This window comes from Corynebacterium sp. NML 120412, from assembly GCF_002285155.1.
Lineage (GTDB): Bacteria > Actinomycetota > Actinomycetes > Mycobacteriales > Mycobacteriaceae > Corynebacterium > Corynebacterium gottingense.
The window spans coordinates 237040-263013 of the sequence record NZ_NSGL01000001.1 but is presented as its reverse complement, the minus strand read 5'-3'; the positions used below and the strand labels follow the sequence as shown (position 1 = coordinate 263013).

At 61.6% G+C, this 25974-nt stretch carries 22 protein-coding genes, 3 rRNA genes and 2 pseudogenes; 7 read left to right on the top strand and 20 right to left on the bottom strand.

Going from position 1 to position 25974, the window contains the following annotated elements; genetic code table 11:
- Positions 1–167 precede the first annotated feature (167 nt).
- Together CKJ84_RS12400 and CKJ84_RS12290 are read right to left on the bottom strand one after the other, a co-directional pair.
- Positions 168–278: pseudogene (locus CKJ84_RS12400) on the bottom strand (universal stress protein); the annotation flags it as partial.
- A 71-nt stretch (positions 279–349) separates the two neighbouring features.
- Positions 350–496 (bottom strand): hypothetical protein, encoded by a 147-nt coding sequence (locus tag CKJ84_RS12290; RefSeq protein ID WP_165765395.1) that lies wholly within the window; start codon positions 494–496, stop codon positions 350–352.
- Here CKJ84_RS12290 and CKJ84_RS01085 point away from each other — a divergent pair.
- Entirely contained in the window at positions 432–1508 is a 1077-nt protein-coding gene (locus tag CKJ84_RS01085; protein WP_369801142.1) for a pseudouridine synthase, read from the top strand. The genes CKJ84_RS12290 and CKJ84_RS01085 overlap by 65 nt on opposite strands.
- On the opposite strand, the pseudogene CKJ84_RS01080 reads toward CKJ84_RS01085, so the two are convergent.
- A pseudogene (locus tag CKJ84_RS01080) lies at positions 1421–1861 on the bottom strand (DnaB-like helicase N-terminal domain-containing protein); the annotation flags it as partial. The gene CKJ84_RS01085 and the pseudogene CKJ84_RS01080 sit on opposite strands and share 88 nt — an antisense overlap.
- Before the next feature lie 93 nt (positions 1862–1954).
- A complete protein-coding gene (locus CKJ84_RS12580; RefSeq protein WP_255407227.1) occupies positions 1955–2083 on the bottom strand; it encodes a hypothetical protein in 129 nt (42 codons plus the stop codon).
- Between CKJ84_RS12580 and CKJ84_RS01075 the strand changes: the two genes are divergently transcribed.
- Positions 2030–3279 (top strand): IS3 family transposase gene (locus CKJ84_RS01075; RefSeq protein ID WP_369801163.1). Its coding sequence is split into 2 segments (ribosomal slippage): positions 2030–2378 and positions 2378–3279, totalling 1251 coding nucleotides; the frame shifts between segments, so codons are not numbered across the junction. The two genes, CKJ84_RS12580 and CKJ84_RS01075, sit on opposite strands and share 54 nt — an antisense overlap.
- Here the strand turns inward: CKJ84_RS01075 and CKJ84_RS01070 are convergent.
- From CKJ84_RS01070 to CKJ84_RS01035, 8 genes are all read right to left on the bottom strand, one after another.
- On the bottom strand, positions 3268–3489 hold the full coding sequence (locus tag CKJ84_RS01070) for a hypothetical protein (protein ID WP_095545679.1): 222 nt from the start codon (positions 3487–3489) through the stop codon (positions 3268–3270). The genes CKJ84_RS01075 and CKJ84_RS01070 overlap by 12 nt on opposite strands.
- Positions 3490–3552: 63 nt before the next feature.
- Entirely contained in the window at positions 3553–4095 is a 543-nt protein-coding gene (locus CKJ84_RS01065; RefSeq protein ID WP_095545678.1) for a hypothetical protein, read from the bottom strand.
- A gap of 949 nt (positions 4096–5044) precedes the next feature.
- Positions 5045–5162 (bottom strand): 5S ribosomal RNA (gene rrf, locus CKJ84_RS01060).
- A gap of 173 nt (positions 5163–5335) precedes the next feature.
- Positions 5336–8406: ribosomal RNA gene (locus tag CKJ84_RS01055) — 23S ribosomal RNA — on the bottom strand.
- Positions 8407–8928: 522 nt separating this feature from the next.
- Positions 8929–10445 (bottom strand): 16S ribosomal RNA (locus CKJ84_RS01050).
- The 16S, 23S and 5S rRNA genes sit together here, the layout of an rRNA operon.
- A gap of 642 nt (positions 10446–11087) precedes the next feature.
- Complete coding sequence (locus CKJ84_RS01045) at positions 11088–12122, bottom strand: hypothetical protein (RefSeq protein WP_095545677.1); 1035 nt, start codon at positions 12120–12122, stop codon at positions 11088–11090.
- Entirely contained in the window at positions 12119–12946 is an 828-nt protein-coding gene (locus tag CKJ84_RS01040) for an ABC transporter ATP-binding protein (RefSeq protein ID WP_095545676.1), read from the bottom strand. Before CKJ84_RS01040 ends, CKJ84_RS01045 begins: the two co-directional genes overlap by 4 nt.
- Complete coding sequence (locus tag CKJ84_RS01035) at positions 12943–13317, bottom strand: GntR family transcriptional regulator (protein ID WP_095545675.1); 375 nt, start codon at positions 13315–13317, stop codon at positions 12943–12945. The genes CKJ84_RS01040 and CKJ84_RS01035 overlap by 4 nt, the downstream gene beginning before the upstream one ends.
- Before the next feature lie 206 nt (positions 13318–13523).
- Here CKJ84_RS01035 and CKJ84_RS01030 point away from each other — a divergent pair, with 206 nt between their 5' ends.
- Positions 13524–14633, top strand: a complete 1110-nt coding sequence (locus CKJ84_RS01030) for an NYN domain-containing protein (protein WP_095545674.1) — start codon at positions 13524–13526, stop codon at positions 14631–14633.
- On the opposite strand, the gene CKJ84_RS01025 is transcribed toward CKJ84_RS01030, so the two are convergent.
- A complete protein-coding gene (locus CKJ84_RS01025; protein WP_095545673.1) occupies positions 14630–15412 on the bottom strand; it encodes a PspA/IM30 family protein in 783 nt (260 codons plus the stop codon). The two genes, CKJ84_RS01030 and CKJ84_RS01025, sit on opposite strands and share 4 nt — an antisense overlap.
- A 60-nt stretch (positions 15413–15472) precedes the next feature.
- Positions 15473–15856 (bottom strand): co-chaperone YbbN, encoded by a 384-nt coding sequence (locus tag CKJ84_RS01020; protein ID WP_095278323.1) that lies wholly within the window; start codon positions 15854–15856, stop codon positions 15473–15475.
- A gap of 105 nt (positions 15857–15961) precedes the next feature.
- On the opposite strand from CKJ84_RS01020, the gene CKJ84_RS01015 reads away from it, so the two are divergent.
- The 3 genes from CKJ84_RS01015 to CKJ84_RS01005 are packed head-to-tail and all read left to right on the top strand — an operon-like array spanning position 15962 to position 18578.
- Positions 15962–16174: a transporter gene (locus tag CKJ84_RS01015; RefSeq protein ID WP_095545672.1), complete on the top strand. Its 213-nt coding sequence runs from the start codon at positions 15962–15964 to the stop codon at positions 16172–16174.
- Between the two features lie 48 nt (positions 16175–16222).
- Positions 16223–16423 (top strand): heavy-metal-associated domain-containing protein, encoded by a 201-nt coding sequence (locus CKJ84_RS01010; protein WP_095545671.1) that lies wholly within the window; start codon positions 16223–16225, stop codon positions 16421–16423.
- A 4-nt stretch (positions 16424–16427) separates the two neighbouring features.
- Entirely contained in the window at positions 16428–18578 is a 2151-nt protein-coding gene (locus CKJ84_RS01005) for a cation-translocating P-type ATPase (RefSeq protein ID WP_095545670.1), read from the top strand.
- Here CKJ84_RS01005 and dnaB read toward each other — a convergent pair.
- On the bottom strand, positions 18559–20058 hold the full coding sequence (gene dnaB, locus CKJ84_RS01000) for a replicative DNA helicase (RefSeq protein WP_095545669.1): 1500 nt from the start codon (positions 20056–20058) through the stop codon (positions 18559–18561). The genes CKJ84_RS01005 and dnaB overlap by 20 nt on opposite strands.
- Before the next feature lie 551 nt (positions 20059–20609).
- On the opposite strand from dnaB, the gene CKJ84_RS00995 reads away from it, so the two are divergent.
- Positions 20610–22103, top strand: coding sequence for an HNH endonuclease signature motif containing protein (locus tag CKJ84_RS00995; RefSeq protein WP_158221657.1), 1494 nt, complete (start codon positions 20610–20612; stop codon positions 22101–22103).
- An 11-nt stretch (positions 22104–22114) separates the two neighbouring features.
- Here the strand turns inward: CKJ84_RS00995 and rplI are convergent, their stop codons facing one another.
- The 5 genes from rplI to CKJ84_RS00965 all read right to left on the bottom strand — a co-directional run bounded on the left by rplI (position 22115) and on the right by CKJ84_RS00965 (position 25661).
- Positions 22115–22567 (bottom strand): 50S ribosomal protein L9, encoded by a 453-nt coding sequence (gene rplI / locus CKJ84_RS00990; protein WP_095278337.1) that lies wholly within the window; start codon positions 22565–22567, stop codon positions 22115–22117.
- A gap of 51 nt (positions 22568–22618) precedes the next feature.
- Positions 22619–23164 carry a single-stranded DNA-binding protein gene (locus CKJ84_RS00985; protein WP_095535639.1) on the bottom strand — a complete coding sequence of 182 codons (546 nt, stop codon included), beginning with the start codon at positions 23162–23164 and terminating at the stop codon, positions 22619–22621.
- Between the two features lie 48 nt (positions 23165–23212).
- Positions 23213–23509: a 30S ribosomal protein S6 gene (gene rpsF, locus CKJ84_RS00980; protein ID WP_095278341.1), complete on the bottom strand. Its 297-nt coding sequence runs from the start codon at positions 23507–23509 to the stop codon at positions 23213–23215.
- A gap of 114 nt (positions 23510–23623) precedes the next feature.
- Positions 23624–24010 carry a DUF2442 domain-containing protein gene (locus CKJ84_RS00975; RefSeq protein WP_143340295.1) on the bottom strand — a complete coding sequence of 129 codons (387 nt, stop codon included), beginning with the start codon at positions 24008–24010 and terminating at the stop codon, positions 23624–23626.
- A 142-nt stretch (positions 24011–24152) separates the two neighbouring features.
- A complete protein-coding gene (locus tag CKJ84_RS00965; protein WP_095545666.1) occupies positions 24153–25661 on the bottom strand; it encodes a glycosyltransferase family 87 protein in 1509 nt (502 codons plus the stop codon).
- Positions 25662–25974 lie beyond the last annotated feature (313 nt).

The following is a 25974-nucleotide window of genomic DNA, read 5'->3' as shown; positions in this document are numbered from 1 at the left end:
AACGGCCCGGCCCGCGCGCTGGCCGGGGTTGGTGCGGTGGCGGACGTGGTGGCGTCGTCAGTGCTCACCCGCAGGCTGACCGAGCCGTTGGAAGAGACGGTGGAGCACGGCAAGGCGGGGAAGTTCCTCAAGGCCGCGGAAGCGTTGGTCATCGCCGGCGGGCTCGGGGCGGTGTTCGGCGCCCAGCGCACCGCAGTCTGCGATGCGGTGCTGCCATCCACGGCGACAACGACGATGTCTTCGCGATCTTCCAGGTTTTCTCGTTCTTCGCGGCTCATAGCCTCCGCCCTTTCGATTGGGGAACTGGTTATATCCTCAGTGTAGCGCGGTGGCGGGGGTGCAGTCGCCGTTACTGCGGAATCTCAACCTTCTCGGCGGCGTCCGCGTTGGCGGGGAAGAAGACCTCGTACAGGAACCTGAACAGGTCAGCGATGCCCTTGCCGATCCCCTCGGAAAAGAACTGCAAAATTGGGTCTAGCATTGCTCCAATGTCCATGCCGGATACGCTACTACATACTATGGCCCGCAAAAAGAGCAAGCTCGCACCGCCGTTGCCCCCGCGCGACGGCCTCGGCGCTTCCCGCGTCCGCGTGCCCGAGACCGACGCGCCGCTCACCGCCTTCGAGTTCCTCGCGGAAGTCATCGCGAGCCAGCGCCACCGCCACCCCGAGGACACCCCCGACGCCGTAGCCCGCCGTTTCGCCGACGGCGAGGTCGTGCTGCGCAGCGGCCAGCCCATCGCCGCCGACCGGGTTCTCTCCCCCGGCACCGACGTCTTCTTCTACCGCCGCCCCGCCCCGGAGCGCGAGGTCCCGTACCGGATCACGACGGTGTTCGAGGACGACGACATCCTCGTCATCAACAAGCCGCCCTTCCTCGCCACGATGCCGCGCGCCGCCCACATCACCGAAACGGCCACGGTCCGCCTCCGCCGCGCGACCGGCAACGAGGAGCTCACCCCGGCGCACCGGCTCGACCTCATGACGTCCGGCCTCCTCCTCTTCACCAAACGCCGCGAGCTCCGCGGCCCCTACCAGGAGCTTTTCGCCCGCCGCGAGGTGCGCAAACAGTACACCGCCATCGCGCCGCACCGCCCGATCTCGCCCACCACGTGGCGCCACCGCATCCACAAAGTCACCGGCGACGTCGCCGCCACGCTCGTCCCCGGCACACCCAATGCCACCACGCACGTCACGCAGATTTCGCTTATCGACGCCCCCTTGTCCCCCTCCCTCGCCACCACCTATTCCACCCCAGAGCCGCTGGCCAGCTACCTTCTCGAGCCCGTCACCGGCAAGACCCACCAACTGCGCATCCAGATGTGCGCCGCCGGTGCCCCAATCCTTGGCGACCCGATCTACCCCACCATTCACCCCTTCGGCACCGAAGACTTCTCCCGACCGATGCTGCTCACGTCCGTCTACCTCGGATTCACCGACCCGCTCTCCGGCCGGGGACGGGAGTTCCGAGCTGAGGCGTGGCTGCCGGGGGCAGGGTGGCGCCTATAAGCAAACCGCTCCCACGCCGCGCGCTGCTGCTTGCCTTGAGCGACGAGCTGCGCAAACAGCTCGTCCTCGGGCGCCTCGTCCGCGATCTGCGCGAGCCGCTGCACCATGCGGCGAAACCGGCGCCGGTACGACAGAGAGAGGACCTGGCGCGCGTACTCGGCGGCGAGCAGGTCGTTCGCCTGGAGGCCGAGGAGCGTGGCCATGAGCTCGGTGGTGTCGCGCGTAGTCATCCCGTCTTTCGCGCCCTTGGCGCTCAGCGTGGCGATCACCGTTGCTGAATCGGTCGGGCGATCCTCCGCGGCACGCTCCTGGATCGCCCTGAAGATCTTGGCGTAGTTAGGGCGGTAGAAATCTCCCGCCTCGACGTGAACTGCTCCCCATTAGTTGGACTGAGAAATCAGTTACCGACTAGTGGGGAGTAGTTTTCTTTGAGAGCACGAAGTTCGCTAAGTGAGCGGCAGCGCGAGCAGTTGGTTGAGCTTTTCGAGCAAGGCATGGGCTCTATAGCCGCTGCCAATGCTCTGGGTGTCTCCAAATACGCCGTCCGTACGTTGTACCGTCGGTTTCAGCTGCATGGCAGGCTATGTCTTGTGGAGAAACCGACAAAGCAGCAGTACTCGTTCGAGATCAAAAAGGAAGTTGTCCAACGCCACCTTGCTGGCGAGACAAGAATGGATCTTGCCCATGAGTTTGGCCTGTCGTCAGACCAACTCGTCAAAGACTGGGTGTGGAAATGGCGCAAAGGTGGCGATGAGGCACTAAAACCGAAGCCGAAAGGCAGGCCCAGAGGCTCGGCCGTCCCGAAGCGGCTTAGCGAGGAAGAGCAGCTGCGCCGTCAGATCGCGCGGTTGGAAGCGGAAAACGCTTATCTAAAAAAATTGCGGGACTTGAGGAATCAGGGACGCGCCTGAAAGTCCAGGCGATCGTCATTCTCAAGTCGCACCACCGCTTGGAATACCTCCTAGAGGCAGCTGGTATCCCACGGTCGACATTCTTCTACCACCAGAAACGACTCAGCCAACCGGATAAGCACGCCGCGCTTAAAGATGCGATTCGGGAAAGCTTCGAACGTAACAAGCATCGCTACGGCTACCGGCGAGTACTACTCGATCTGCGTAACCAGGGCTGGGTGGTCAACCACAAGCTCGTCTACAAACTCATGCGCGAGATGGGGCTGCGAGCCAAGGTCCGCCAACGCAGGCCTTATGTTTCCTACGCTGGGACGATCAGCCACATCGCCGACAACACACTCGACCGCAAGTTCACCCCGGATAAGCCAAACACCGTCTTTGTCAGCGACGTCACCGAGTTCAGGGTCCAAGGCCGCAAGGTGTATTTGTCACCGGTGATGGACTTGTTCGACCGCTCCATCGTCGCTCACACCGTGGCCACATCGCCGTCGACAGCCTTTACCGCCGATTCTTTATCCAAGGCGATCGCGGCGTGTGCGCCTGAACCCGGGTGGATGATGCACACCGATCAAGGCTTCCAGTACCAGCATGCCTCCTGGCGTGACCTGATCGGCGACAACGGTGGTGTGCAGTCGATGTCGCGTAAAGCCAACTGCTACGACAACGCGGTCATGGAGAACTTCTTTGGACACTTGAAGACAGAGATGTACCACGGTGAAGTCTTCGACACCGTCGCAGAGTTCAACCAGGCGATCGATGAGTACATCGGGTGGTACAACACCGAACGCATCCAACAACGACTCAAGGGCCTGACCCCGATGCAATATCGGAATCAGACCCTTGAACCCCTAACCGCTTAGAATTAAACCAGTCCAACTTTCGGGGGCTAGTTCAACGATGTTGAGGGCTTTTTTGACAGTCAGGAGATCACCGCGCTGACCTGCCCATAAAAGCGCGGACAGAAGGAGCGCCTCGCTGTCGTGCCGAGGGTTGTAGGGAGGAAAGTCCGGGTCGAGATCGGGGTGCCCGTCCGTCTCGACCTCGGGGTAGCGGCGCTGTTGATCTGCCATGCCACTCCTTTCAGCTAGTTGACTATTCGCACATACTAGCGGATAGAACGGAGTGGTGCGCGGCTACGGAATAAGCGCGGTGACTTCCGGCGGAAGCATCGGCGCGATCTGCGGCCACGCGGCACCGACTACCCCGCCGACGACGAGAAGCGCGAGAAGCGTGGGCCAGAGGATCATCGCCGGCATTGGGGAGCCGTCAGGGTAGAACAGCCCTGATTGCCACTCCGACTCGTCGTACGACAGGTTCCGCCCCTTGATGCACGCACGCAGGCCCGGTGCCAGGTAGGACCCGGCTCCGTTTACCTCGAGGTAGTCATCAATCCCCTCCGAGGAACCAGTAGCCGGGCGCTTGCCGCCCTTGTCCAGGTAGGCCTTCTCCTTAGCGATGATCCGGTCGAGCTCCTTCTGCGCCTGAGCCTTCGTCATAGTACGGGTGCGCACCTTCGTGTAGGGAGTACCCAGGTCGCCGGAGTAGTTAAAGGTGCACTTGTCACCTTTCACGATTACTTCGGAGGCCGACGACTCGAGAGGTGCTGCCACCATTACGGCAGCGGCGAGCGAGGCGGTGAGGGCGATGGACGTTGCGCGGATCTTCGGGGCACTCATTGTGGTCTCCTTGTGTTGTACTGCACTGCTGCTGCCAGACTGGGGGCGAACTGGGGGGTTGAGCACAGCATAATCAAGAACCGTTAACGCGGGGTGGTTTTCGAGGCTGTTGTGTTGATAGGGACCGAAAGTTGCCGACGCGCCCCTGGCAGGTGAGATCATATTCTGCGGTGGGCGGGGTGGAGTGAGTGGTTGCCGACTCAGGGCGGCCTGCAGCTGGCTCCGCTGTTCGGTGTGGTGTGGTTCCGTGTGTTTGACGAGAAGACCATGTGTTTGATGGCAGCTGTGTGTTTGACGAGAAGGGGGTGACGAATTCACGGTCCCTCGTCTCGCATCTTCGTCACGGAGATCTCGTCAGATAGCCGCCCTACTGACTGCACGCGGGGCTGGGCGGTGCGCCAGCACGCGTGAACCCCGGTAGCAACAGCAACGCCAGCGATCATGCGGAGAGGATAACCGCGAAGCCTTTGCCCGGGTGTTCAACCGGGTGGCACTCTGCGGCGACGGCGTAGGCACCGCGGCGGTCCACGCTCCCCATTTACTCTGCGGTGGCAGAGTAAAGCCCCCGGCACGGCCACAGCTTGCTCTGCGATGGTTGTGCGGCTTCGGCGCGGGCTGCGTTATATGGAGCTAGCTCCATTTGGACGGTGGCGCCGGTAAATACCCTGGTCGCATCCGTCTGGTGGCCGCAGATGGAGCTAGCGCCATGTGCGCACGCCTCGTGGGTCGGCCGAGCCCCCGCCCTTGATGCCCGTCACAGACGGCAGCTGACAACGGCTACTCCCCGGTGGCAGGTTACGCGTCTCGGCGGGCCAGGCTCCCCCCACCCTGCTACGCACACACGAAGAAGCGCCCCGGCCACAATGGACGGTGCGGATCAACACATGATCCCACCACCCCCGGGGGCCGGGGCGCACACACAATTATTCAATTATCTCTCATGTTTTTGGGTCGGCGGTAACCTACTCTCCCACACCCTCCCGAGTGCAGTACCATCAGCGCGGGCGGGCTTAGCTTCCGGGTTCGGAATGGGACCGGGCGTTTCCCCGCCGCCATCAACCACCGACACACCCACGGGGCATGCCAGCCACCAACCACCAAGGATTGGTGATGCGACAGTCAAAATATTCAACAATATGAACAGTTAGCCAACAGTGTGCTGTGCCAGCACTGCATAGTGGACGCAAACAAATCGTTTCGCAAACCTACAACACCACAAGTGTATCCATGTGTGTGCAAAAGTGTTTGATCAACGGCGGATTAGTACCAGTCACCTCCACACCTTACGATGCTTCCAGATCTGGCCTATCAACCCAGTCATCTCCTGGGCGCCTAAGAAACCTCATCTCAAAACAGGCTTCCCGCTTAGATGCTTTCAGCGGTTATCCCTCCCGTACGTAGCCAACCAGCAATGCTCCTGGCGGAACAACTGGCACACCAGAGGTACGTCCGTCCCGGTCCTCTCGTACTAGGGACAGCCTTCTTCAAGTTTCAACGCGCGCGGCGGATAGAGACCGAACTGTCTCACGACGTTCTGAACCCAGCTCGCGTGCCGCTTTAATGGGCGAACAGCCCAACCCTTGGGACCTACTCCAGCCCCAGGATGCGACGAGCCGACATCGAGGTGCCAAACCATCCCGTCGATATGGACTCTTGGGGAAGATCAGCCTGTTATCCCCGGGGTACCTTTTATCCGTTGAGCGACACCACATCCACAAGTAGGTGCCGGATCACTAGTCCCGACTTTCGTCCCTGCTCGACTTGTAAGTCTCACAGTCAAGCTCCCTTGTGCACTTACACTCTAAACACCTGATTGCCAACCAGGCTGAGGGAACCTTTGGGCGCCTCCGTTACATTTTGGGAGGCAACCGCCCCAGTTAAACTACCCACCAGGCACTGTCCCCAACCCAGATCATGGGCCAAGGTTAGATATCCACTACGGTCAGAGTGGTATTTCAACAACGACTCCACACCAACTAGCGTCAATGCTTCACAGTCTCCCACCTATCCTACACAAACCGCACCGAATGCCAATACCAAGCTATAGTGAAGGTCCCGGGGTCTTTTCGTCCTGCCGCGCGAAACGAGCATCTTTACTCGTACTGCAATTTCACCGGGCCTGTGGTTGAGACAGCAGGGGAGTCGTTACGCCATTCGTGCAGGTCGGAACTTACCCGACAAGGAATTTCGCTACCTTAGGATGGTTATAGTTACCACCGCCGTTTACTGGGGCTTAAATTCTCCGCTTCGACCCAAAAAAGATCTAACAGGTCCTCGTAACCTTCCAGCACCGGGCAGGCGTCAGTCCGTATACATCAACTTAACCGTCTTCGCACGGACCTGTGTTTTTGATAAACAGTCGCTCCCCTCTCTTCTCTGCGACCCACACCAGCACACCACACGACAATGCAGCTACCAGCACAGGTCCCCCTTCTCCCGAAGTTACGGGGGAATTTTGCCGAATTCCTTAACCACAGTTCACCCGACCGCTTTAGTATTCTCTACCTGACCACCTGTGTCGGTTTCGGGTACGGGCCGTATGCACACTCGCTAGAGGCTTTTCTCGACAGCACAGGATCACCAACATCACCCAAAAAAGGGCTACGCATCACGCCTCACACACAAAAACGATGGCATTTCACACACCGTCGTGCCACACGCTTACACCACAATCCAATAAGTGGCTTGGCTACCACACTGCGTCACCCCATCACTTGACTACAACGACTCAGGCCCCACGCATCACACCAACCCAGGGCAACAAAGTTACCCCATGGCCAGCGATCAGGGTGGTTAGTATCACCGCTTCATCACTTGACGCACACACACGGGTACGGGAATATCAACCCGTTGACCATCGACTACGCCTGTCGGCCTCGCCTTAGGACCCGACTCACCCTGGGAAGACGAACTTGACCCAGGAACCCTTAGTCATCCAGCGGTAAGGATTCTCACCTTACACTCGTTACTCATGCCTGCATTCTCACTCGCACACAGTCCACAACCCCTCACGGTACTGCTTCACACCATGCACGACGCTCCCCTACCCAACAAAACATTGTTGCCGCGGCTTCGGCGGTGTACTTGAGCCCCACTACATTGTCGGCGCGGAACCACTCGACCAGTGAGCTATTACGCACTCTTTCAAGGATGGCTGCTTCTAAGCCAACCTCCTGGCTGTCTTCGCGATCCCACATCCTTTTCCACTTAGTACACCCTTAGGGGCCTTAACCGGCGATCTGGGCTGTTTCCCTCTCGACTATGAAGCTTATCCCCCACAGTCTCACTGCTGTACAACACTTACACCGGCATTCGGAGTTTGGCTGATGTTGCTAAGATGATAGTCCCGCTCAACCAACCAGTAGCTCTACCTCCGGCAAGCTCATACAACGCTGCACCTAAATGCATTTCGGGGAGAACCAGCTATCACGGAGTTTGATTGGCCTTTCACCCCTACCCACAACTCATCCCCGCAGTTTTCAACCTACGTGGGTTCGCGCCTCCACAACCTCTTACAGCTGCTTCACACTGGCCATGGGTAGATCACCCCGCTTCGGGTCCAGGACATGCCACTAACAACACCCAATGAGGATTCGCTTTCGCTACGACTACCCCTAACGGGTTAACCTCGCGACATGCCGCTGACTCGCAGGCTCATTCTTCAAAAGGCACGCCATCACACACAAGAAGTGCTCTGACGGATTGTAAGCGCACGGTTTCAGGAACTCTTTCACTCCCCTCCCGGGGTACTTTTCACCATTCCCTCACGGTACTATCCACTATCGGTCACACTGAGTATTTAGGCTTACCGGGTGGTCCCGGCAGATTCACAGCAGATTCCACGAGCCCGCTGCTACTCGGGGCAACAACAACACACACGCACACGCCTTCACGTACAGGACTCTCACCCACTCCGGCGCACCATCCCAGATGCTTCCGCTAACACGCACGCGCACGCTCCTGGTCAGCAGCCCAGAAACACTGCACCCCACAACACCACACACGCAACCCCTGCCAGGTATCACACGCACATGGTTTAGCCTCATCCACGTTCGCTCGCCGCTACTAGCAGAATCACAATTGTTTTCTTCTCCTACGGGTACTGAGATGTTTCACTTCCCCGCGTCAACCTCCACACAGACTATGCATTCATCTGCAGGTAACACCACACAACCGGTGCTGGGTTCCCCCATTCGGACATCCTCGGATCAACGCTTTGTTGACAACTCCCCGAGGCATAACGCAGCCTCACACGTCCTTCATCGGCTCAGCATGCCAAGGCATCCACCGTACGCCCTGAATAACCAAACAATTATCCAACACACACAAACACACACCACCACACAACGGGCGGCGCATGCTCAGATACACAAAACACAAAAACAGTCTTGCAAACTTACAAAACAAAAAATCCTTCACAACACCACACCCCAAGCACACACAAACATGCGCACAAGGATGCGGCAAAGAAGAAAGATGCTCGCGTCCACTATACAGTTCTCACACAACACACCCACACCACAACAACCACACACCACAAACAGCGCAGTGATCATTCACGTGCAGGCCAACAAGACAACCACAACCACACACAACATAAACGTCGTGCGCAGGCCATGTGCTGCCCCAGACACCCAACAGCATGCCAACATACCCAAAACCATGTTTGCGGAACACTTGGTCACACACCCGCGCCACACAAAGCAGAAGCATCCAACCCTGCCGGTGCGCATCCACCCGGAATTTATACAAAACAAATACGTGGCAGTCACACCTTAGGCGACATCAACCACCAACCCACAACCGTGGGCACAACAATAAAAAGCTCCTTAGAAAGGAGGTGATCCAGCCGCACCTTCCGGTACGGCTACCTTGTTACGACTTCGTCCCAATCGCCGATCCCACCTTCGACCACTCCCTAACAAGTTTGGGCCATGGGCTTCGGGTGTTACCAACTTTCATGACGTGACGGGCGGTGTGTACAAGGCCCGGGAACGTATTCACCGCAGCGTTGCTGATCTGCGATTACTAGCGACTCCGACTTCATGGGGTCGAGTTGCAGACCCCAATCCGAACTACGACCGGCTTTCAGCGATTAGCACACCCTCACAGGATCGCACACGCGTTGTACCGACCATTGTAGCATGTGTGAAGCCCTGGACATAAGGGGCATGATGATTTGACGTCATCCCCACCTTCCTCCGAGTTCACCCCGGCAGTCTCTCATGAGTCCCCAACCAAATGCTGGCAACATAAGACAAGGGTTGCGCTCGTTGCGGGACTTAACCCAACATCTCACGACACGAGCTGACGACAACCATGCACCACCTGTACACCAGCCACAAAGGGAAAGACTATCTCTAGCCCGATCCAGTGTATGTCAAGCCCAGGTAAGGTTCTTCGCGTTGCATCGAATTAATCCACATGCTCCGCCGCTTGTGCGGGCCCCCGTCAATTCCTTTGAGTTTTAGCCTTGCGGCCGTACTCCCCAGGCGGGGCGCTTAATGCGTTAGCTACGGCACGAACCCCGTGGAAGGGACTCACACCTAGCGCCCACCGTTTACGGCATGGACTACCAGGGTATCTAATCCTGTTCGCTCCCCATGCTTTCGCTCCTCAGCGTCAGTTACTGCCCAGAGACCTGCCTTCGCCATCGGTGTTCCTCCTGATATCTGCGCATTCCACCGCTACACCAGGAATTCCAGTCTCCCCTACAGCACTCAAGTTATGCCCGTATCGCCTGCAACCCCGCAGTTAAGCTGCGGTATTCCACAAACGACGCGACAAACCACCTACGAGCTCTTTACGCCCAGTAATTCCGGACAACGCTCGCACCCTACGTATTACCGCGGCTGCTGGCACGTAGTTAGCCGGTGCTTCTTCTCAACCTACCGTCACAAAAGCTTCGTCGGTTGCGAAAGGAGTTTACAACCCGAAGGCCGTCATCCCCCACGCGGCGTCGCTGCATCAGGCTTGCGCCCATTGTGCAATATTCCCCACTGCTGCCTCCCGTAGGAGTCTGGGCCGTATCTCAGTCCCAATGTGGCCGTACACCCTCTCAGGCCGGCTACCCGTCGACGCCTTGGTAGGCCATTACCCCACCAACAAGCTGATAGGCCGCGAGCTCATCCCATACCGCAAAAGCTTTCCACCACCCCATCCAAGAAGTGGTCATATTCGGTATTAGACCCAGTTTCCCAGGCTTATCCCAAAGTACAGGGCAGATCACCCACGTGTTACTCACCCGTTCGCCACTCGAGTACCCTGCAAGCAGGGCCTTTCCGTTCGACTTGCATGTGTTAAGCACGCCGCCAGCGTTCATCCTGAGCCAGGATCAAACTCTCCACAAAAAGTTTCAGCAAGAAACAAAGGCCGTGAAAAGCCCAAACCTAACCAAAAACAAACCAACCCACACCACAACCAAATGCAGTGCAGGACTGGCAAATCCTCAAATTACCTTCTCATGCCGACCCAACCCGACGGGGCAAAAACAGGCCGACACAACAAAAAATATAGTTACAAAACGCGAATCAAATCACGCACCATAACCAGCAAACACCACCTGCAACTAGAGGTTCACAAGCAGCGCCACCGGCACACACCAACCACACAAAACGTGCAGCCAGCACAACACAGGCACGCAACCAATCCACAAACAAAAGTACATTGGCACACTATCGAGTTCTCAAACAACACACGCACATTTACCCACCACCAAGCATTTTGCTCAGCAGCTGTAAAAAGCGACTTTGTCGACACTACACAAACCACAATCCGAAAGTCAAATCCTTGACCCAACCGGACCGAAGTCCATATTTTCTTATGTCGGCCAGCGATCGTTTTCCTGACCGCCATCTCACCAGCTCAACCCCCTTGCGGAGTCTGTCTGGCGGGGCGTTGTCGGTCTCGCTGACTCACATAAAGTTACACACACCCAAACACCAACACAAATCCCCAGCGTAAGGGCGGTGTTTGGGTGAACGTAACGTTACTTACTTCTTGACTTCGCGCGGTCGCTTTGGGTCGAGCCGACCAGTAAGCATGAGCGCGAAGCCTACCGCAGCCGAGAGCACGCACAAGCCGCAGAATACGAGCACCACCTGCATCGCGTCGGTGCCAACGCCAGCTTGGTTGCCGGCGACGTCCATGATTTGGCGTGTAGACGTCCACGCGAAGATCACGATGAAGAACACCAAGGATGGCATCCAAGTCTCCACCGCCTTCGCCAGCAGGATCACGCTGAAGCCAATGACTCCGTGGAGAAGAAGTGGGAGGACGGGCACGGAGGCGTCGATAAGCATTGCCACAAGAAGTGCGCTGCCAGTGACCAGCACTGACGCAACGGCCACAACGCTAACCGATGTGACAACCCAGGACTTCCGAGTGATGCCGAAAGATTGCGCCGTAGCGACCGAGGGCAAGCCGCTTCCCACAGCCCAGGCCCAGTAGAAGAGCAACGCGCCAGAGGGGAGCACTGCGGTGACCCAGCTACTGGCGGACCGGGCACACAGCGCGTAGAGGATGCCCGTAATCACGCCGACTGGCACTGCCCACACGCACATGGGGCGCCAGAAGACTTCGAACGCGAAGCCGCCGCGTCGCCGCGCCAAGCTGATGCCTCCGGTGCGAGTGAGGTCGACCGGCTCACTCGACGGCCGCGCCGAGACCAGGAACGTCACTGCAGCGAGGACCACACCAATGGCGCTGGAGATGACCGCCCGGTGCGGATTGATGAGGCTGAACACGGCAAAGACCACGACCGCAAAGGGCACAACAAGCGTGAGGACCTGCTGGCGGACGCGCGCGCGGTTCATGCCTAGCGCCTTGAAGGCGCTGGGTTCGGGGATGGCGATCCACGACAGCGTCATCACGCACATGAAACTGCCGAAGAGAATCATCCATTGCGCCCCATCCATGGCGAAGAGCACGAAGAGCGGCAGCGATGCGGCACCGAGGAAGCGCATCCACGGCCCCGCCTTGAACTGGTGCCAGAGGAACCTGCGGTCGAGGTGCGTCATTGCGCTCATGCCTGCACCTCCAGGATCGCCTCGAGCACGTCGCCGAGGTCCGCGGCCTGGCCGCGTAAGCCCAGTTCAGCGGCGGTTTGGGCGGGGAGGATGGCGCGGGCAGCGGAGGCGTGGCGTCGGTAAGCGATGGCCCCGGCGGGCTCGTCGAAGTCGCCGGTGGCGATGACGTAGCCGTCGGCGTCCTCAGCGAGCAGATGCTTATCGACGCTCCCCTGCCGCCCCAGCACGAGCGCCGAATCCAGGATCTTGGCGGCGTCCTCGATGTGGTGAGTCGCCATCATGAAGCAACGCTGGGACTCGGCGAGCTCGAGGAGGTGGCGGTAGAAGACGGAGGTGTTGTGGACGTCGAGGCCGACGTAGGGTTCGTCGAGAAGCGTGAGCTCGGCGCCGGAGGCGAGGCCGACCACGATGCCGATCATCGCGCGCTGGCCACGGGAGCACTTGCTGTAGATGGTGGGCGCGTGCTCGTCGAGGGCGAAGTCGCGCATGAGCGTGTCCGCGAGGTCCTGCGACCAGTGCGGGTAGCGCTTCGCCGCGGCGGCGACGATGTCCGCCAGCGACCACGAGGCGGGGTACGCAGTGTCGACGCCGGTAAAACAGACGCGGTCCATCACGCTTGCGTTATCGAAGGGCTGCTCACCGAAGACGGTGAGCTCCCCGCTGGTCGGCTTGAGCTGGCCCGCGATCATGGCGAGCAAGGTGGACTTGCCCACGCCGTTGCGGCCGAGCAGGGCGTGGATGCCGGAGCCAGGGAGCTCGAAGGTGATGTCGGTGAGGACCGGCTGCTTCCGGAACTGTTTTTCGAGGTGAGTGGCGGAAATCATTGGTACATTCCTCTACTTTCTGCGACGCGGTCGATAAGAGAGTGCAAGGTGTCGCGGTTATAGCCGAGGCGAACAGCCTCGTCGATTGCGGGGGCAAGGTATTCGCCCGCGTAGCGCTCGCGGCGCGCTTGCACGGCCCGCTCGCGCGCGTCAGGGGTGACGAACATGCCGAGCCCGCGGCGCTTTTCCAGGATCCCGTCGTCAACGAGGATTCCCAGGCCTTTGCGGGCGGTGGCGGGGTTGATTTCGTGGAAGGCGGCGAGCTCGTTGGTGGAGGGGGCACGCTGGCCGGGCTCCAAAGAGCCGTCAACGACGAGGTCCTCCACGAAGCGCGCTACCTGCACGAAGAGGGGATCTGATTCAGCGTTCATGGCATGGGTCCTGCGGTTCCTTCCCTGCCCCGTGGCGTCGAAAAGCTGCCCTGGTGCGTTGGTTGGTTACTTGAGTAACTAACACGGTAACTGCGGAACACTGGGGCGTCAAGGATCGTTGAAAGGGGTGGACCCAGCAGGCCAATTCAGGCACACTGGGGAAGTAAATAGCACTTAGCAACGAAAAGAATCGGAATTTAGGAGCCATGCTTGAACGCACATTGGTGTTCGTCGACACGTCTTACCTGCTCGCGAGCTTTTACAACTCGTGGGAAATCGGCGCACGATCCCAGTTAGAAATTGACCTGCCCGAGGTCGTGGCAACCCTCGGCACCATGATCAGCCAGCAACTCAACCAGCCCATCCACCGCCAGCTCTGGTACGACGGCATCCCGGATTCGGGCCCGCACCGCTACCAGCGCGCGCTGCGGACCTGCGACGGCGTGCAGCTGCGCACCGGCCAACTCATCGAGTGGGGCGACCGCCGCACGCAGAAGGGCGTGGACACCCGCCTGGTGGCGGACCTGGTCGCGCACGCCATGCGCGGGCAGTTCACCGACTTTGTCCTGGTCTCTGGCGACGCGGACATGATCCCCGGCGTCGAGGAGGCGACCGTCAACGGGATGCGCGTGCACCTCTACGGGTTCGGCTGGGACTCCATGTCCTCCGCCCTGCGCCACGCGTGCGATACGACGACGATCCTGGACCCCCGCGAGGACTTCGCCGACGCGATGCAGCTGCAGGTCCTCGAAGGCCCGCTGCCACCGACGATCCGGGAGCGCCCGCTCGCGGACGCCGAGCCGCTCGACGAGGCGGAGGGGCCGTCCCCCGTCCCGCTCGGCCCGGACCCGCTGGCGCCCGAGGAACCCGAAGAACCGGAGGCGCAGGAGGAGCCGGAGGAACAGGAGGCGGAGCCCGAGGCGCAGCCGGAACCGGAGCCCGACCCGGAGGAAGCGCCGGCACCGAAGCCGAAGCCCGCTCCGAAGCCGTCGATGATGGCGCCCCGGCGCAAGCTACGCTCGCGCTACGTCCCTCTCCCGGAGGAAGTGTGGACCTCCGCAGGCTTCCAGACCCCGTACGACGTGGGCCAGCAGTATGCGTCCTGGTGGTACGAAAACGCCGCCTCCTCGGAGCAGCGCGACAAGGCGCACATGCTCTCCGGAGGCGGCCTCCCGCCCGAAATTGATCGCCCGCTCCTGCAGTTCGCGTGCGAGACGCTGCACGAGTACACGCTGAGTGAAACCCAGCGCGTCAATCTCCGCGATGGGTTTCACTCGGGCATTCGCGGCGTGCTGATCAGCATCAGCCGCAACTAGTCGTCCTTGCTGGACGCCTCAGGAGCTTCCGGGGCCTCCAGCTGCTTGTCGGCGCTCCCGGAGCCCATCGAGGCGCGGATCTCGTCCAGCTTGCTTGCCGCAGCAACGTCCGTGCCAGCGGATTCAATCTCCGCCATGCGGTCGCCCAGCGAGTCCTTGGCCAGCTCCTGCTGGCCCAGCGCGGTGGCGTAGCGCTTCTCAATCTTGTCGCGCACGCCGTCCATGGTGGGCACGTTCTGGTCCGCGGTGAAGTTGTTCATGGAGTCCATCGTCTTGGACGTGGCCTCCTGCATCTTCGCCTGGCCCAGCTGGGATTCGAGCTGCTTCGCCTGCTGCAGCTGCTCCTGCAGGCGCGCCTCGGACTGCTGCTGCTGCGCCTGCGCCTCGCGCGCCGCCTGATCGGCCGACGCGTGGGCCTGCTTCGTCTGCTCCAGGTCCTGCTCCACAGCGACCAGCTGGGACGCGAGCACCTCGGCGGTGTTGTTGAACTCCTGCGCCTTCTGCGCGTCCCCCTCGCCCTGCGCCTTGTCGGCGGCCTGGAGCGCCACGCGGGCCTTCTGCTGCAGGTCCTCCTGCGACTTAATCAGGCGGTCCAGCTTCATCTCCAGCTGGTTGCGGTTACCAATGATGGTGGCCGCCTGCTCGGAGATGTCGCGGTGGTTCTTCTTCGCCTGCTCAATCGCCTGCTGGAGCTGCACTTTGGGGTCAGCGTTTTCGTCGATCTTGGTGTCGAACGACTGCATCAGGTACTTCCAGCCCTTAGAGAACGGGTTTGCCATGTGTCGTGTCCTTCCGTCGTCGCAAAATGGTCGCCGCCCCAGTGTACGCAGGTTTTCGGGCTACTCGCCCTGCTTGCCCTGCTCGGCCAGCATCTTCTCGTACTGCTTGCGGACCTCTTCCATGTCCAATGCCTTGACCTGTCCGATGAGCGACTCAAAGTCCGCCGGCGGCATGTTGCCGGCCTGCTGGTAAAGCGGGATACCGTCGCGGAAGACAATGATGTTTGGAATACCGGTCACGCCGAGCTTGCCAGCAAGCTCTTCCTCTGCCTCGGTGTCCAGCTTGGCAAAGGTGACGTCGGGGTGCTCTTCCGATGCTTTAGCAAAGGTCGGCGCGAAGGCCTTGCACGGACCGCACCATTCCGCCCAAGCGTCGACGAAGACGATGCCGTCTTTCTGGATGAGTTCGTCGAAGTTCTCTTTCGTCACATCGATAGTGCTCATTGCATACTCCTTTACAGGGGTTTGTTAACGTTGCCCTCGGTGCAACAGTAACAAGCGCGACTGCATTCCTTTGCAGTCTCAGCCGAGCCGGTAGGGGCGGAAATCATGACGAAGAACTACAACATTTCAGGCCAATCCAGTGAGGTCGCAGTTGATTCGCTGATCGACGAAGTATGCCTGGTCGAGGGCACTTTCGACGTCACCGTGGAGCCGAACGAGGGCCGCATGACGGTCTCAGGCGAAAACTTCACCGACGCCGACGTCGTGGCTGCGGCGGAGCACGCCGGCTTCACCATCCTTTCGCCCGATACCCCCTAGGGGTATAGTTGCGGGTGTACGTGAACCGTCAACCGAAAGGACAGCATCATGGCAACCCGCGAATTCACCGTTGAAGGCATGACCTGCGGCCACTGCGAGCTCAGTGTGCAGGAGGAGATCAGCGAGATCCAGGGCGTCACCGACGTCAAGGCCAACCACACCACCGGCACCGTCTCCGTGTCCGGCGAAGGCTTCTCCGCCGAAGACGTGGCCAAGGCCGTCGCCGAGGCCGGCTACACACTGAAGTAGCGCCATGACCAGCCATCTCGAACTGGGCGTCACAGGCATGACATGCACGTCGTGCTCGTCCCGCGTCCAGCGCAAGCTGAACAAGCTCGACGGCGTCGACGCGGCGGTCAACTACTCCACGGAGACGGCGACCGTCGATTTCGACGAGGCCACCACGACGCCGGAGCAGCTTATCGACGTTGTCCGCACCGCCGGCTACGACGCCTTCGTGATGGGGGGCGAGGAAGGCGGGGACGAGGGGGCGTCGATAAGCGAGGCCCGCGACGACGAAGCCGAACGGCTCAAGCGAACGACGATCTGGGCGGCGCTGGTGACGGTGCCGGTCATGCTGGTGTCGATGGTGCACGGCCTGCAGTTTCCGAACTGGCAGTGGGCCGTGTTCGCCGCGACGACGCTGGTGTATTTCTCCGCCGGCAGCGTGTTCCACCGCGCGGCGCTGATCAACCTGCGCCACGGCGCGACAACCATGGACACCCTCATTACGCTGGGCACGACCGCGGCGTACGTGTGGTCCATCGTGGCGCTGTTTGCGGAGCGCGGCCCGCACGAGATCTACCTCGAATCCGTCTGCGTCGTGATTACGTTCCTGCTGCTCGGCAGGTGGTTTGAAACGCGCGCGAAGGGGCAAAGCTCCGCCGCGCTGCGTGAGCTGCTGAGCATGGGCGCGAAGGACGCGAGCGTGCTGCGCGGCGAAAAGGAAGTCCGCGTCCCGATCGCGGAAGTCCAGGTCGGCGACCGTTTTGTCGTGCGCCCAGGCGAAAAGATTGCTACCGATGGGCGCGTGGTGTCGGGGCATTCGGCTATCGACGCCTCCATGCTCACCGGTGAATCCGTCCCCGTCGAAGTGGACGAGGGCGCCAGCGTGACGGGCGCGACGCTCAACACGTCCGGGCGCCTCGTGGTAGAGGCGACGCGCGTGGGGAGCGAGACCACGCTCGCCCAGATGGGCAAGCTGGTCAAGGACGCGCAGTCCGGCAAGGCCCCGGTCGAGCGGCTGGTGGACCGGATCTCGCGCGTGTTCGTCCCCACCATCATCGCCATTTCCGTCGTGGCCCTGGTCGGGCACCTGCTCGTGGGCAACGGCGTGAGCGAGGCGTTCCGCGCGGCGGTCGCGGTCCTCATCATCGCGTGCCCCTGCGCCCTCGGCCTCGCCACCCCCACCGCGATCCTGGTGGGCACCGGGCGCGGCGCGCAGCTGGGCCTACTGATCAAGGGCCCCGAGATGCTGGAATCCACCCGCCAGGTGGACACGGTGGTGATGGACAAAACCGGCACCGTGACCAGCGGCGAGATGGCGGTCGTGGACGTCACCGGCCGCGACGACGCGCTGCGCCTCGCCGCAGCCGTGGAGGCCGGGTCCGAGCACCCCATCGCCCGCGCGATCGTCAAGGCCGCGGGCGGCGACGTACCGGAAGCGTCCGGGTTTACCAATGAGCCGGGCCGCGGGGCGTGCGCCACCGTGGAGGGCCACAGCGTGCGCGTGGGCCGGCCCAGCGCGGAACTCGACGGGCCACTGGCCCGCGCGTTCCGCGAGGCCGAGCAGGCCGGGGCCACCCCGATCGCCGTGGAGGTCGACGGGCACGCGGAAGGTATGGTCGCGGTCCGGGACACGGTGAAGCCGGACTCGGCCCGCGCTGTGGCGAAGCTGCGCGAGCTGGGGCTCACCCCGCACCTGCTCACCGGCGATAACGCGGGCGCCGCACGCGCCGTGGCCGAGGAAGTAGGCATCGACCCGGACAACGTCACCGCCGGCGTCCTGCCGGAGGACAAGGTACGCGTGGTCCGCGAGCTTCAGGAGCAGGGGCGCCACGTGGCCATGGTCGGCGACGGCGTCAACGACGCAGCCGCGCTCGCGCAGGCCGACCTGGGCCTGGCCATGGGCGCCGGCACGGACGTAGCGATCGAGGCCTCCGACATCACCCTCATGCAGAACACGCTCATGTCTGCGGCAGACGCGATCCGCCTCTCGCGCCGCACGCTGCGCACCATCAAGGGCAACCTGTTCTGGGCGTTCGCCTACAACGTCGTGCTCGTCCCGGTCGCCGCGTTCGGGCTCCTCGACCCGATGCTGGCCGGCATCGCCATGGCCCTGTCCTCAGTGTTTGTGGTGTCCAACTCGCTGCGCCTACGCGGGTTTAGCCGTGCGCCATATTGACAAAGCGAGAGTAGTGCAGCTGGTGCGCCACCGGGATCGTGTCGATAGGGCCGCCGCGGTGCTTCGCGACGATAATGTCCGCCTCGCCCGCGCGCTCGTCGTCACGATCCTGTGAGTCCGGACGGTAGAGCAGGAACACCATGTCGGCGTCCTGCTCCAGCGAGCCTGACTCGCGAAGGTCCGCCAGCTGCGGCTTCTTATCCGTACGCGCCTCCGGGCCACGGTTCAGCTGGGAAATCGCAATCACCGGCACCTCCAGCTCCTTTGCCAGGAGCTTGAGGTTACGCGAGAACTCCGAGACCTCCTGCTGGCGCGACTCGACGCGCTTGCCCGAGCTCATCAGCTGCAGGTAGTCCAGCACCACCAGGTCCAGCCCGTGCTGCTGCTTCAGGCGCCGCGCCTTAGACCGGATCTCCATCATGGTGAGGTTTGGGGAATCGTCGATAAACAGCGGAGCGTCCTGGATCTCGGTGAGGCGGGTGGTGAGCTTCTCCCAATCCCGCTCCTCCATGTTGCCCGCACGCATGGCGGACAGCTTGATCTCCGTCTCCGCCGACAGCATGCGCATGATGATCTCCGAGGCGCTCATCTCCAGCGAGAAGATCACTGAGGTCTTGCCGTGCTGGATGGAGCAGGAGCGCATGAAATCGAGCGCGAGCGTCGACTTACCCACGCCAGGTCGGGCCGCGATGATGATCATCTGGCCCGCGTGCAGGCCGTTCGTGAGGTTGTCCAGGTCCGTAAACCCGGTCGGCACGCCCTGGTCGAGGGCGCCGCCCTGAGCGATCTGCGTGAGCTCGTCGATAGTCGGCTTGAGCAGCTCCGAAAGGACGCGGTAGTCCTCGCCCTGGTTGTTGCGCGAGATCCCGAAGACCTCCTGCTGCGCGCGATCCACCAGCGCCTCGATCTCCATGCCGTCTTCGCCCTCGTAACCCAGCTGCACCACGTGCGTACCTGCGTTGACAAGCTGCCGGAGGAGCGACTTCTCCTCCACGATCTCCGCGTAGTAGCGGGCGTTTGCCGACGTCGGCACCTCCGAAATCAGCGTATGCAGGTACGGCGCACCGCCCACCCGCTCGAGCTGGTTCAGGCGGTCCAACCGCCCGGAGACGATGAGCACGTCGATCTGGCTGCCCGAGGAGAACAGCTCGATAATGGCCTGGTAAATCAGCTGGTGAGCCGGAAAGTAGAAGTCCTCCGGCTGCAGGCCCTCCGCGACGTCGAGCACGACCTCCTGGTTGAGCAGCATCGCGCCGAGCACCGAGCGCTCCGCGCGCTCATCGTGCGGCGGTTGGCGGTACTCGCCCTGGCCGTTGCGCTGTCCCTGCTGCCCCTTCTGTCCTTGATACCGCTGATTCCCGCGCCCTCGCCGCGAATTTCCGCTGAAGTCATCAAAGTCGCCAAATTCGCTGAACTCGTCGCGTGGCTCTGGCGGCAGGACGTAGTCATCATCAAAGCCGTGAAGTGCATCGTCGGCCATCGTCGTCACCCCTTTGTTTCGTAGGCCTACAGCGTACCGCGAGCGCCAAACACTGCGTTTTCCACAGGTGGGTGTGGATAACTTGGGGATGAATCGACGTCTTGTACACACGGCCCAGGACAGGGTGTGGATAACTTGTGGATAACTAGTGTCAGCGACCTGGGGAAACGGCGCATCGCTGCTGGTCACAGGTGTTTTGGGACTTTTTGAGTTGTGTGTGCAGGTTGTGAAAAACCCCGTTCACCACCAGGTTTGACAGGAGTGAGTTTACCGTCTAGTAACCCAAACTTTGCCGTTGAGCAGGGCTTACTCCGCAGAGTTATCCACAGCAGCAAAGGGGTAAGCGACATAGTATCAGAGAATGCTCGAACACACCTACTAGACCACAAAGTAACAATATGGTCACAGTGGTTGCAATCGTTAGTGTGTTCGGTATAATTGCCTGCAATGACCACACTGACCGCCCACCGCAGAAAGGGGGAATCGTGCCACCCGCTCACTACTTCAGATGCCAAAACTCGACGGACCATCGCGCACAACTTTCGCAGCGGATGCGGGAGGCCGAGTTTGCCCTCTACCGCGGCTACGCAGCCTCCTCCGCAGTTGAAGACTTTGACCTCGAGGTCGAAGAGTTAGCTCAGGTTACCAGCCGCCCCAAACATGAGGTCGAAGCTGCGGTTTTGGCGTATTTTCGGCTCGCCAGCCTGCCCAAGCTGCTCGCACTGCAAGAGCAGACCTGTCTCCTTTCCGTGCACATGCTCACCGGCATAGATACTGCCCTGTGCAAGATCGGCGCTTCAGCGGACGAAGCAACGTGGGCGGCTTTTGACGACATGCTCACCCGGATCTTCACGCCGAAGCGTGCAAACCAGGAGCTCCCCTCCCGCGCGTCAGTTGCCCGCCGCATCCGCACGATGATTGCCAAGCTTGACGTCGGACTCAGCCACAACCCGGAAAAGCGCAAAAAGCGCGAGGCAGAGCACAACCACCGCGCGCGCAACATCGAGTTCTCTGCGCAGGAGGACCACGGCAGCGCGGGCATCGCAACAATGACGCTCAGCACCGATGCCACCACGATGGCCGTCCTTCGCGCCTCGCTGCAGGCCACGGCCCGCCAGGAGAAGGTCTCGCTCGCTGACGCCGCTGTAAAACTCCTCAACGGCGATGTCGAGCCTGCCGCGAACGTCCGCATCCATCTCTACGCACCCGCGGGCGCCGACGGCACCCGGGCGGCCGGCGCCCCCGTATTCATTCCTCGCTACGGATGGACTGACGCCCTCGCCACCGCGGAGCTCGAGAGTCTGCTCAGCAACCACCCGCCTGAAACGGTCAACCTGGATGAGACAGCCACCACCAAGACGGACAGTTACGCGCCGACGGAGGGAATGAAACACTACGCGCACGCCCGAGACGGGAACTGTATCTTCCCCGGCTGCGACAGACCCGCGACCGCTTGCCAACTGGACCACCGCATCCCGTTCGACCGCGGTGGAGAGACCACGCCTCACAACCTCTTCTGCCTTTGCCCGCACCACCACAACATGAAGACCGACAAGCGCATCTTCTACGTCCCCGACCCTGTCACCGGGGACATCGTGTGGCTGTGCGAAGACGGCACGTACCTCCTCAGCCGCCACGAGGGCCCGCTTTTCGACGAAACCACGCCCACCACCACCCGCTGGCGCAGCTCCCTGCCCAACGTCGCCCGAAACCGGGACGCGTACGCAGATTTCCTCGCCCGGGCGCACCACCTGCTGGACGAGTACGACAACCACGGCGACTACTACCGGCTGATGGCGGACCTGCAGGCACTCGAGCACGCCACAGGGCACAGCTTCGACCTGGCCCCTAAACCGCCGACCGAAGACTCAACAGTCATCCCGGAGGAACCAGACCCGGATCCCTACCCCGAGCCCGAACGCGAGCCCTGCCCGTTCCCACCAGGGTACGTCCCTGCGCAGCAGCCCACGCAGCGCGCAAAAAACGCGCACCCCCTCCTCACAAAGGGGTGCGCGTCAGAAAATGCTGTTGTCGCTCGTCGATAAGCGTAAAGCTCTTACGCTGCGACGACCTCGAAGTTAATCTTGCCTTCCACGGAGTCGTGGAGGTTGACCTTGACCTGGTAGCCGCCAGTCTTCTTCACAAGGCCCTTCGGCACATTGATGCGGCGCTTGTCCAGGGACGGGCCGCCGGCAGCCTTCACTGCGTCGGCGATGTCGGCACCGGTGACGGAGCCGAACAGCTTGCCCTTCTCAGAAGTGCGCACGGGGACCTTCACGCCGGTGAGCTGGTCCAGCTGATCGCGCAGCTCCTTTGCGTGATCCAGGTCGCGGACCTGACGGTCTGCCTGTGCACGCTTGATGTCTTCGATCTGCTTCTCTGCACCGCGGGTGGCCGTAATGGCAAGGCCGCGCGGGAGCAGGAAGTTACGTCCGTAGCCGTCCTTGACCTCGACGATGTCGCCGGGCTCGCCAAGGTTATCAACGGCAGCGGTGAGGATCAGTTTCATGAATCCTAACCTTCCTTATGATGAAAAATCTTGTGTGGGTGGGAACAACGTTTAGAACGGGGGCTCGTCATCCATCCCGCCGAAACCACCTGCCGGTGGGGCGGAGTTCCAGGGATCGTTATCCGGCTGGGCCTGCTGCTGCGGGCGCTGGGCCTGCTGCGGTTGCTGTTGGTACTGCTGCTGCGGGGCCTGCTGCTGTTGTGGCCTCCGCTGCTGGCCGCCACCATCGCGCGGGGTGCGCGTCACGCTCGCCGTAGCGAACTTGATGGACGGGCCGACCTCATCAACCTCGACCTCAAACACGGTACGATTCTCGCCTTCGCGAGTCTGGTAAGAACGCTGCCGCAAACGCCCCTGCACGATCACGCGCATGCCCTTGGTCAGGGACTCCGCGACGTTCTCGGCCATCTGGCGCCAGCAGTTGCAGGTCAGGAACAGTGCCTCACCGTCCTCGAACTGGTTCGTTTCCCGGTTAAATGAACGGGGCGTGGAAGCGATACGGAAGTTCGCTACCGCGGCACCGCTCGGGGTGAAACGCAGTTCCGGGTCAGCAACCAGGTTGCCGACAACAGTGATCGGGGTCTCGTTCTGTGCCATGCTCTTCTCCTACCAGCTGGTTTACGTGTGGTTTGAGCCTACCTGTTCCTACTTGTCGGTGCGCAGCACCTTGGTACGCACGACGTTATCGCTCAGGTTCAAAACACGGTCGAGCTCATCGACGGTTGCGTGCTCGCATTCGAGGTTTACAACGGCGTAGATGCCCTCTTCCTTCTTGTTGATCGGGTAAGCAAGGCGCTGCTTGCCCCACACATCAACATTTTCCACCTTGCCGTTTTCCTTGCGGACAATCTCCAGGAACTTGTCCAGGGACGGGGCAACGGTGCGCTCATCCTGCTTAGAGTCAAGAATGATCATTACTTCGTAGTGACGCACGGACCTCATCACCTCCTATGGTCTAGTAACTTGTTTCGGCCACCGCACTTTTGCGGCGGCAGGAGGGTCGTTGCGTCAAGCAACCCGTCCAGGCTACCCCACACAATCCCGCAGGCCAAATGCCTACCGGTCCGCTTCGGTGACCAACCCGTCCGGCGTGATGTCAACGTCTATGTCGTTGAACTCGAGCTCCCAGTGCTCGTCATCGAACTCCACCTCGGCGCGACCCTCCTTCGCCGCGTCCAGCACCCCCTGGACATCGGCTTCGGTGAGCCCGTCCTCCGCCATGTCGGATTGAGCCTCTTCGCTGTAGCCGCTTATCGACGCCGGCAGCTCCGGCCCCTGCTGCGGCTCCTGCTTTGCTTCTTGGCTCGGCTGTTCCACGGTCTCCGTCGTCGGCTCGCTCTCGCTGGTGCCGCAAGCGGTCAGTGCGCCCGCAAGCGCGACGGTGGTGGCCAAGATAGAAAGGCGTTGCGTATTTTCCTTAGCGTCGTCGAACTTTTTGGCCACCCTACCTAAACCGGTCGCGGTGCCGCCACAAATAATGCAAGGAAAACGGGAATCACCGTAATGAAGACGAACGCGAGAACGCCAAGACCAAGCGAGAGCATGGGGCGCTGCAGCTTGGCCATCGCCCAGAAGGCGCCCGCGATTAGGAGGAAACCGACTGCAATGGAGCAGATGCCGACGACCGTTGCGGTGCCCACGCTGCCTCCTCGCCCCACTCGTCGGGTGTGCTCAGCAGCGGGTCGTGGCCGTTGTGGGCCTCGGCGACCTTGTCCGTGCGCTTGCCAAACATCTGCTGCACGACCAGCACCATGATGGTGATGATGAGGCCGTCTCGGGCGATGATGGTGGCGTCGAGAAGCCAGCCCGGAGCCCCGAGGTTATCGGTACCCATCATGTGCCACATGAGGATGGGCCACACCATCATGTCCACGGTCATCCAGGTGAGCAGCAGGCGCCAGTACGGCAGCGCGAGCACCGCGGGGACGATGAGCCAGATCGAGTACTGCGGGCTCCACACCTTGTTGAAGAGGAGGAAGAAGCCGACGATGAGGGTGAGCAGCTCGGCGATGCGGGGCGTGCGCGGCGCCTTGAGCCCCATGATCAGGACCGCCGCGCAGCCCGCGAGGAAGAGCACGAGCGTGACCGCGTTGAGGATCACGGGCGCCCCGTCGCCGGAGTCGAATCCGGCCCACCCGGTGATGCGGCTGAACACCGCGTAGATGGTGGTCCACTCCCAGCTGCGGTCGGTGTTGAGGCGTCGGAACTCGCCCCACGCCTCGGGGTCGCGCAGGTAAATGGGCAGGTTGACCGCGACCCAGCTCACCACGGTCGCGGCGACCATCTTGAGGAACGGGACGAGGTCGCGCTTCCGAAGCGCGACGACCAGGTAGGCGCCAAGGGCGAAGATGGGCCACATCTTGAACGCCGTGCCGAGGCCGATCATCACACCAGCCAGCCAGAACTTCTTGTTGCGCGCCGCATAGATCGCCGCCACCGCGAAGAAGATGGACGGGATGTCCCAGTTGGTAAACGAGTGCATGATCAGCAGCGGGGAGCCGACGACCAGCAGCGTGTCCCAAATGCGGTTGCCCGCGAGCTCCGCCACCATGCGCACGGTGGCGACCCAGATGACGGACAGGATGAACACGGTGACGTAGAAGTACCAGCCGACCTCGGGAAGGACGCGGTCCACGAGGAAGTACGTGTTGCGCGAGATGAACGAGGCAACACCCTGGAACAGCCCGGCGAGCACCGGGTATTCCATGTAGCGGGTCAGGCCGTCCTCCACCCAGGAGTAGTCGTACACAAAGCCGGGCTGGTCCAGGCCGCGCGCGCCGTAGAGCGGGACGATGTCGTTGTAGCAGAACGACGTGTACTGGCGGTTGCCGTCCCAGTTCAGCTGCAGCACACCGTTCTCGTCGGCCTTGCCCAGCGCGCAGTTGGATTTAGAAAGCGCGCCGAAGAAGAGGAAGGTGTAGGCGACCGCGAAGATCGTGCGCAGCGGCGTCCAAAACTTCGCCCGCCCGATCTGGGCAAACTTGCCCATCGGGCCCCCCAGGTATTCCACGAATCCCCGAGCGACCGGCTCGGTGCGCCCCGGCTGGACTCGCTGCGCCGCCGTGTCCGTCACGTCCTGAGTGTGCTGTTCCATTGCTCCCCTTCGCTTACTGCAGCGCGTTGTCGAGGCCGTTGAAGAAGTCGTCCACCGCCTGGTCGAGCCCCAGGTCCGGCGCCGGCGCCGGCTGCTGCTGTTGCGGCGCGGGGGCGGGGGCGGGGGGAGCGGCGGCGGGGCGTGGGTAAGGGCGGGGGGGGGGCGCGGTGGGGGAGGGGGGGGGGTGGGGTGGGGGCGGCGAGGCGCGCGGGGGTGGGGGGGGGGGGGGGGGGGGGGGCTGGTGCGCTTGCGCGAAGAGGTGGTGGTTTGGGCGAGGGTGATGGGCGGGTTGTGATCGCAGGGCGGGGTGTGG

Bases quoted from the DNA above. Each gene is read 5' to 3' on its own strand.
- CKJ84_RS01035 (WP_095545675.1), bottom strand. From the start codon at position 13,317: ATGAACGCTGAATCAGATCCCCTCTTCGTGCAGGTAGCGCGCTTCGTG.
- CKJ84_RS01005 (WP_095545670.1), top strand. From the start codon at position 16,428: ATGACCAGCCATCTCGAACTGGGCGTCACAGGCATGACATGCACGTCG.
- CKJ84_RS00995 (WP_158221657.1), top strand. From the start codon at position 20,610: ATGCGGGAGGCCGAGTTTGCCCTCTACCGCGGCTACGCAGCCTCCTCC.
- CKJ84_RS01070 (WP_095545679.1), bottom strand. From the start codon at position 3,489: ATGGCAGATCAACAGCGCCGCTACCCCGAGGTCGAGACGGACGGGCAC.
- CKJ84_RS01045 (WP_095545677.1), bottom strand. From the start codon at position 12,122: ATGAGCGCAATGACGCACCTCGACCGCAGGTTCCTCTGGCACCAGTTC.
- CKJ84_RS01030 (WP_095545674.1), top strand. From the start codon at position 13,524: ATGCTTGAACGCACATTGGTGTTCGTCGACACGTCTTACCTGCTCGCG.
- CKJ84_RS12580 (WP_255407227.1), bottom strand. From the start codon at position 2,083: ATGCAGCTGAAACCGACGGTACAACGTACGGACGGCGTATTTGGAGAC.
- CKJ84_RS01085 (WP_369801142.1), top strand. From the start codon at position 432: ATGCCCTTGCCGATCCCCTCGGAAAAGAACTGCAAAATTGGGTCTAGC.
- CKJ84_RS01015 (WP_095545672.1), top strand. From the start codon at position 15,962: ATGACGAAGAACTACAACATTTCAGGCCAATCCAGTGAGGTCGCAGTT.
- rplI (WP_095278337.1), bottom strand. From the start codon at position 22,567: ATGAAACTGATCCTCACCGCTGCCGTTGATAACCTTGGCGAGCCCGGC.
- CKJ84_RS12290 (WP_165765395.1), bottom strand. From the start codon at position 496: ATGGACATTGGAGCAATGCTAGACCCAATTTTGCAGTTCTTTTCCGAG.
- rpsF (WP_095278341.1), bottom strand. From the start codon at position 23,509: ATGAGGTCCGTGCGTCACTACGAAGTAATGATCATTCTTGACTCTAAG.
- CKJ84_RS01010 (WP_095545671.1), top strand. From the start codon at position 16,223: ATGGCAACCCGCGAATTCACCGTTGAAGGCATGACCTGCGGCCACTGC.
- CKJ84_RS00985 (WP_095535639.1), bottom strand. From the start codon at position 23,164: ATGGCACAGAACGAGACCCCGATCACTGTTGTCGGCAACCTGGTTGCT.
- CKJ84_RS01020 (WP_095278323.1), bottom strand. From the start codon at position 15,856: ATGAGCACTATCGATGTGACGAAAGAGAACTTCGACGAACTCATCCAG.
- CKJ84_RS00965 (WP_095545666.1), bottom strand. From the start codon at position 25,661: ATGGAACAGCACACTCAGGACGTGACGGACACGGCGGCGCAGCGAGTC.
- CKJ84_RS01065 (WP_095545678.1), bottom strand. From the start codon at position 4,095: ATGAGTGCCCCGAAGATCCGCGCAACGTCCATCGCCCTCACCGCCTCG.
- dnaB (WP_095545669.1), bottom strand. From the start codon at position 20,058: ATGGCCGACGATGCACTTCACGGCTTTGATGATGACTACGTCCTGCCG.
- CKJ84_RS01040 (WP_095545676.1), bottom strand. From the start codon at position 12,946: ATGATTTCCGCCACTCACCTCGAAAAACAGTTCCGGAAGCAGCCGGTC.
- CKJ84_RS01025 (WP_095545673.1), bottom strand. From the start codon at position 15,412: ATGGCAAACCCGTTCTCTAAGGGCTGGAAGTACCTGATGCAGTCGTTC.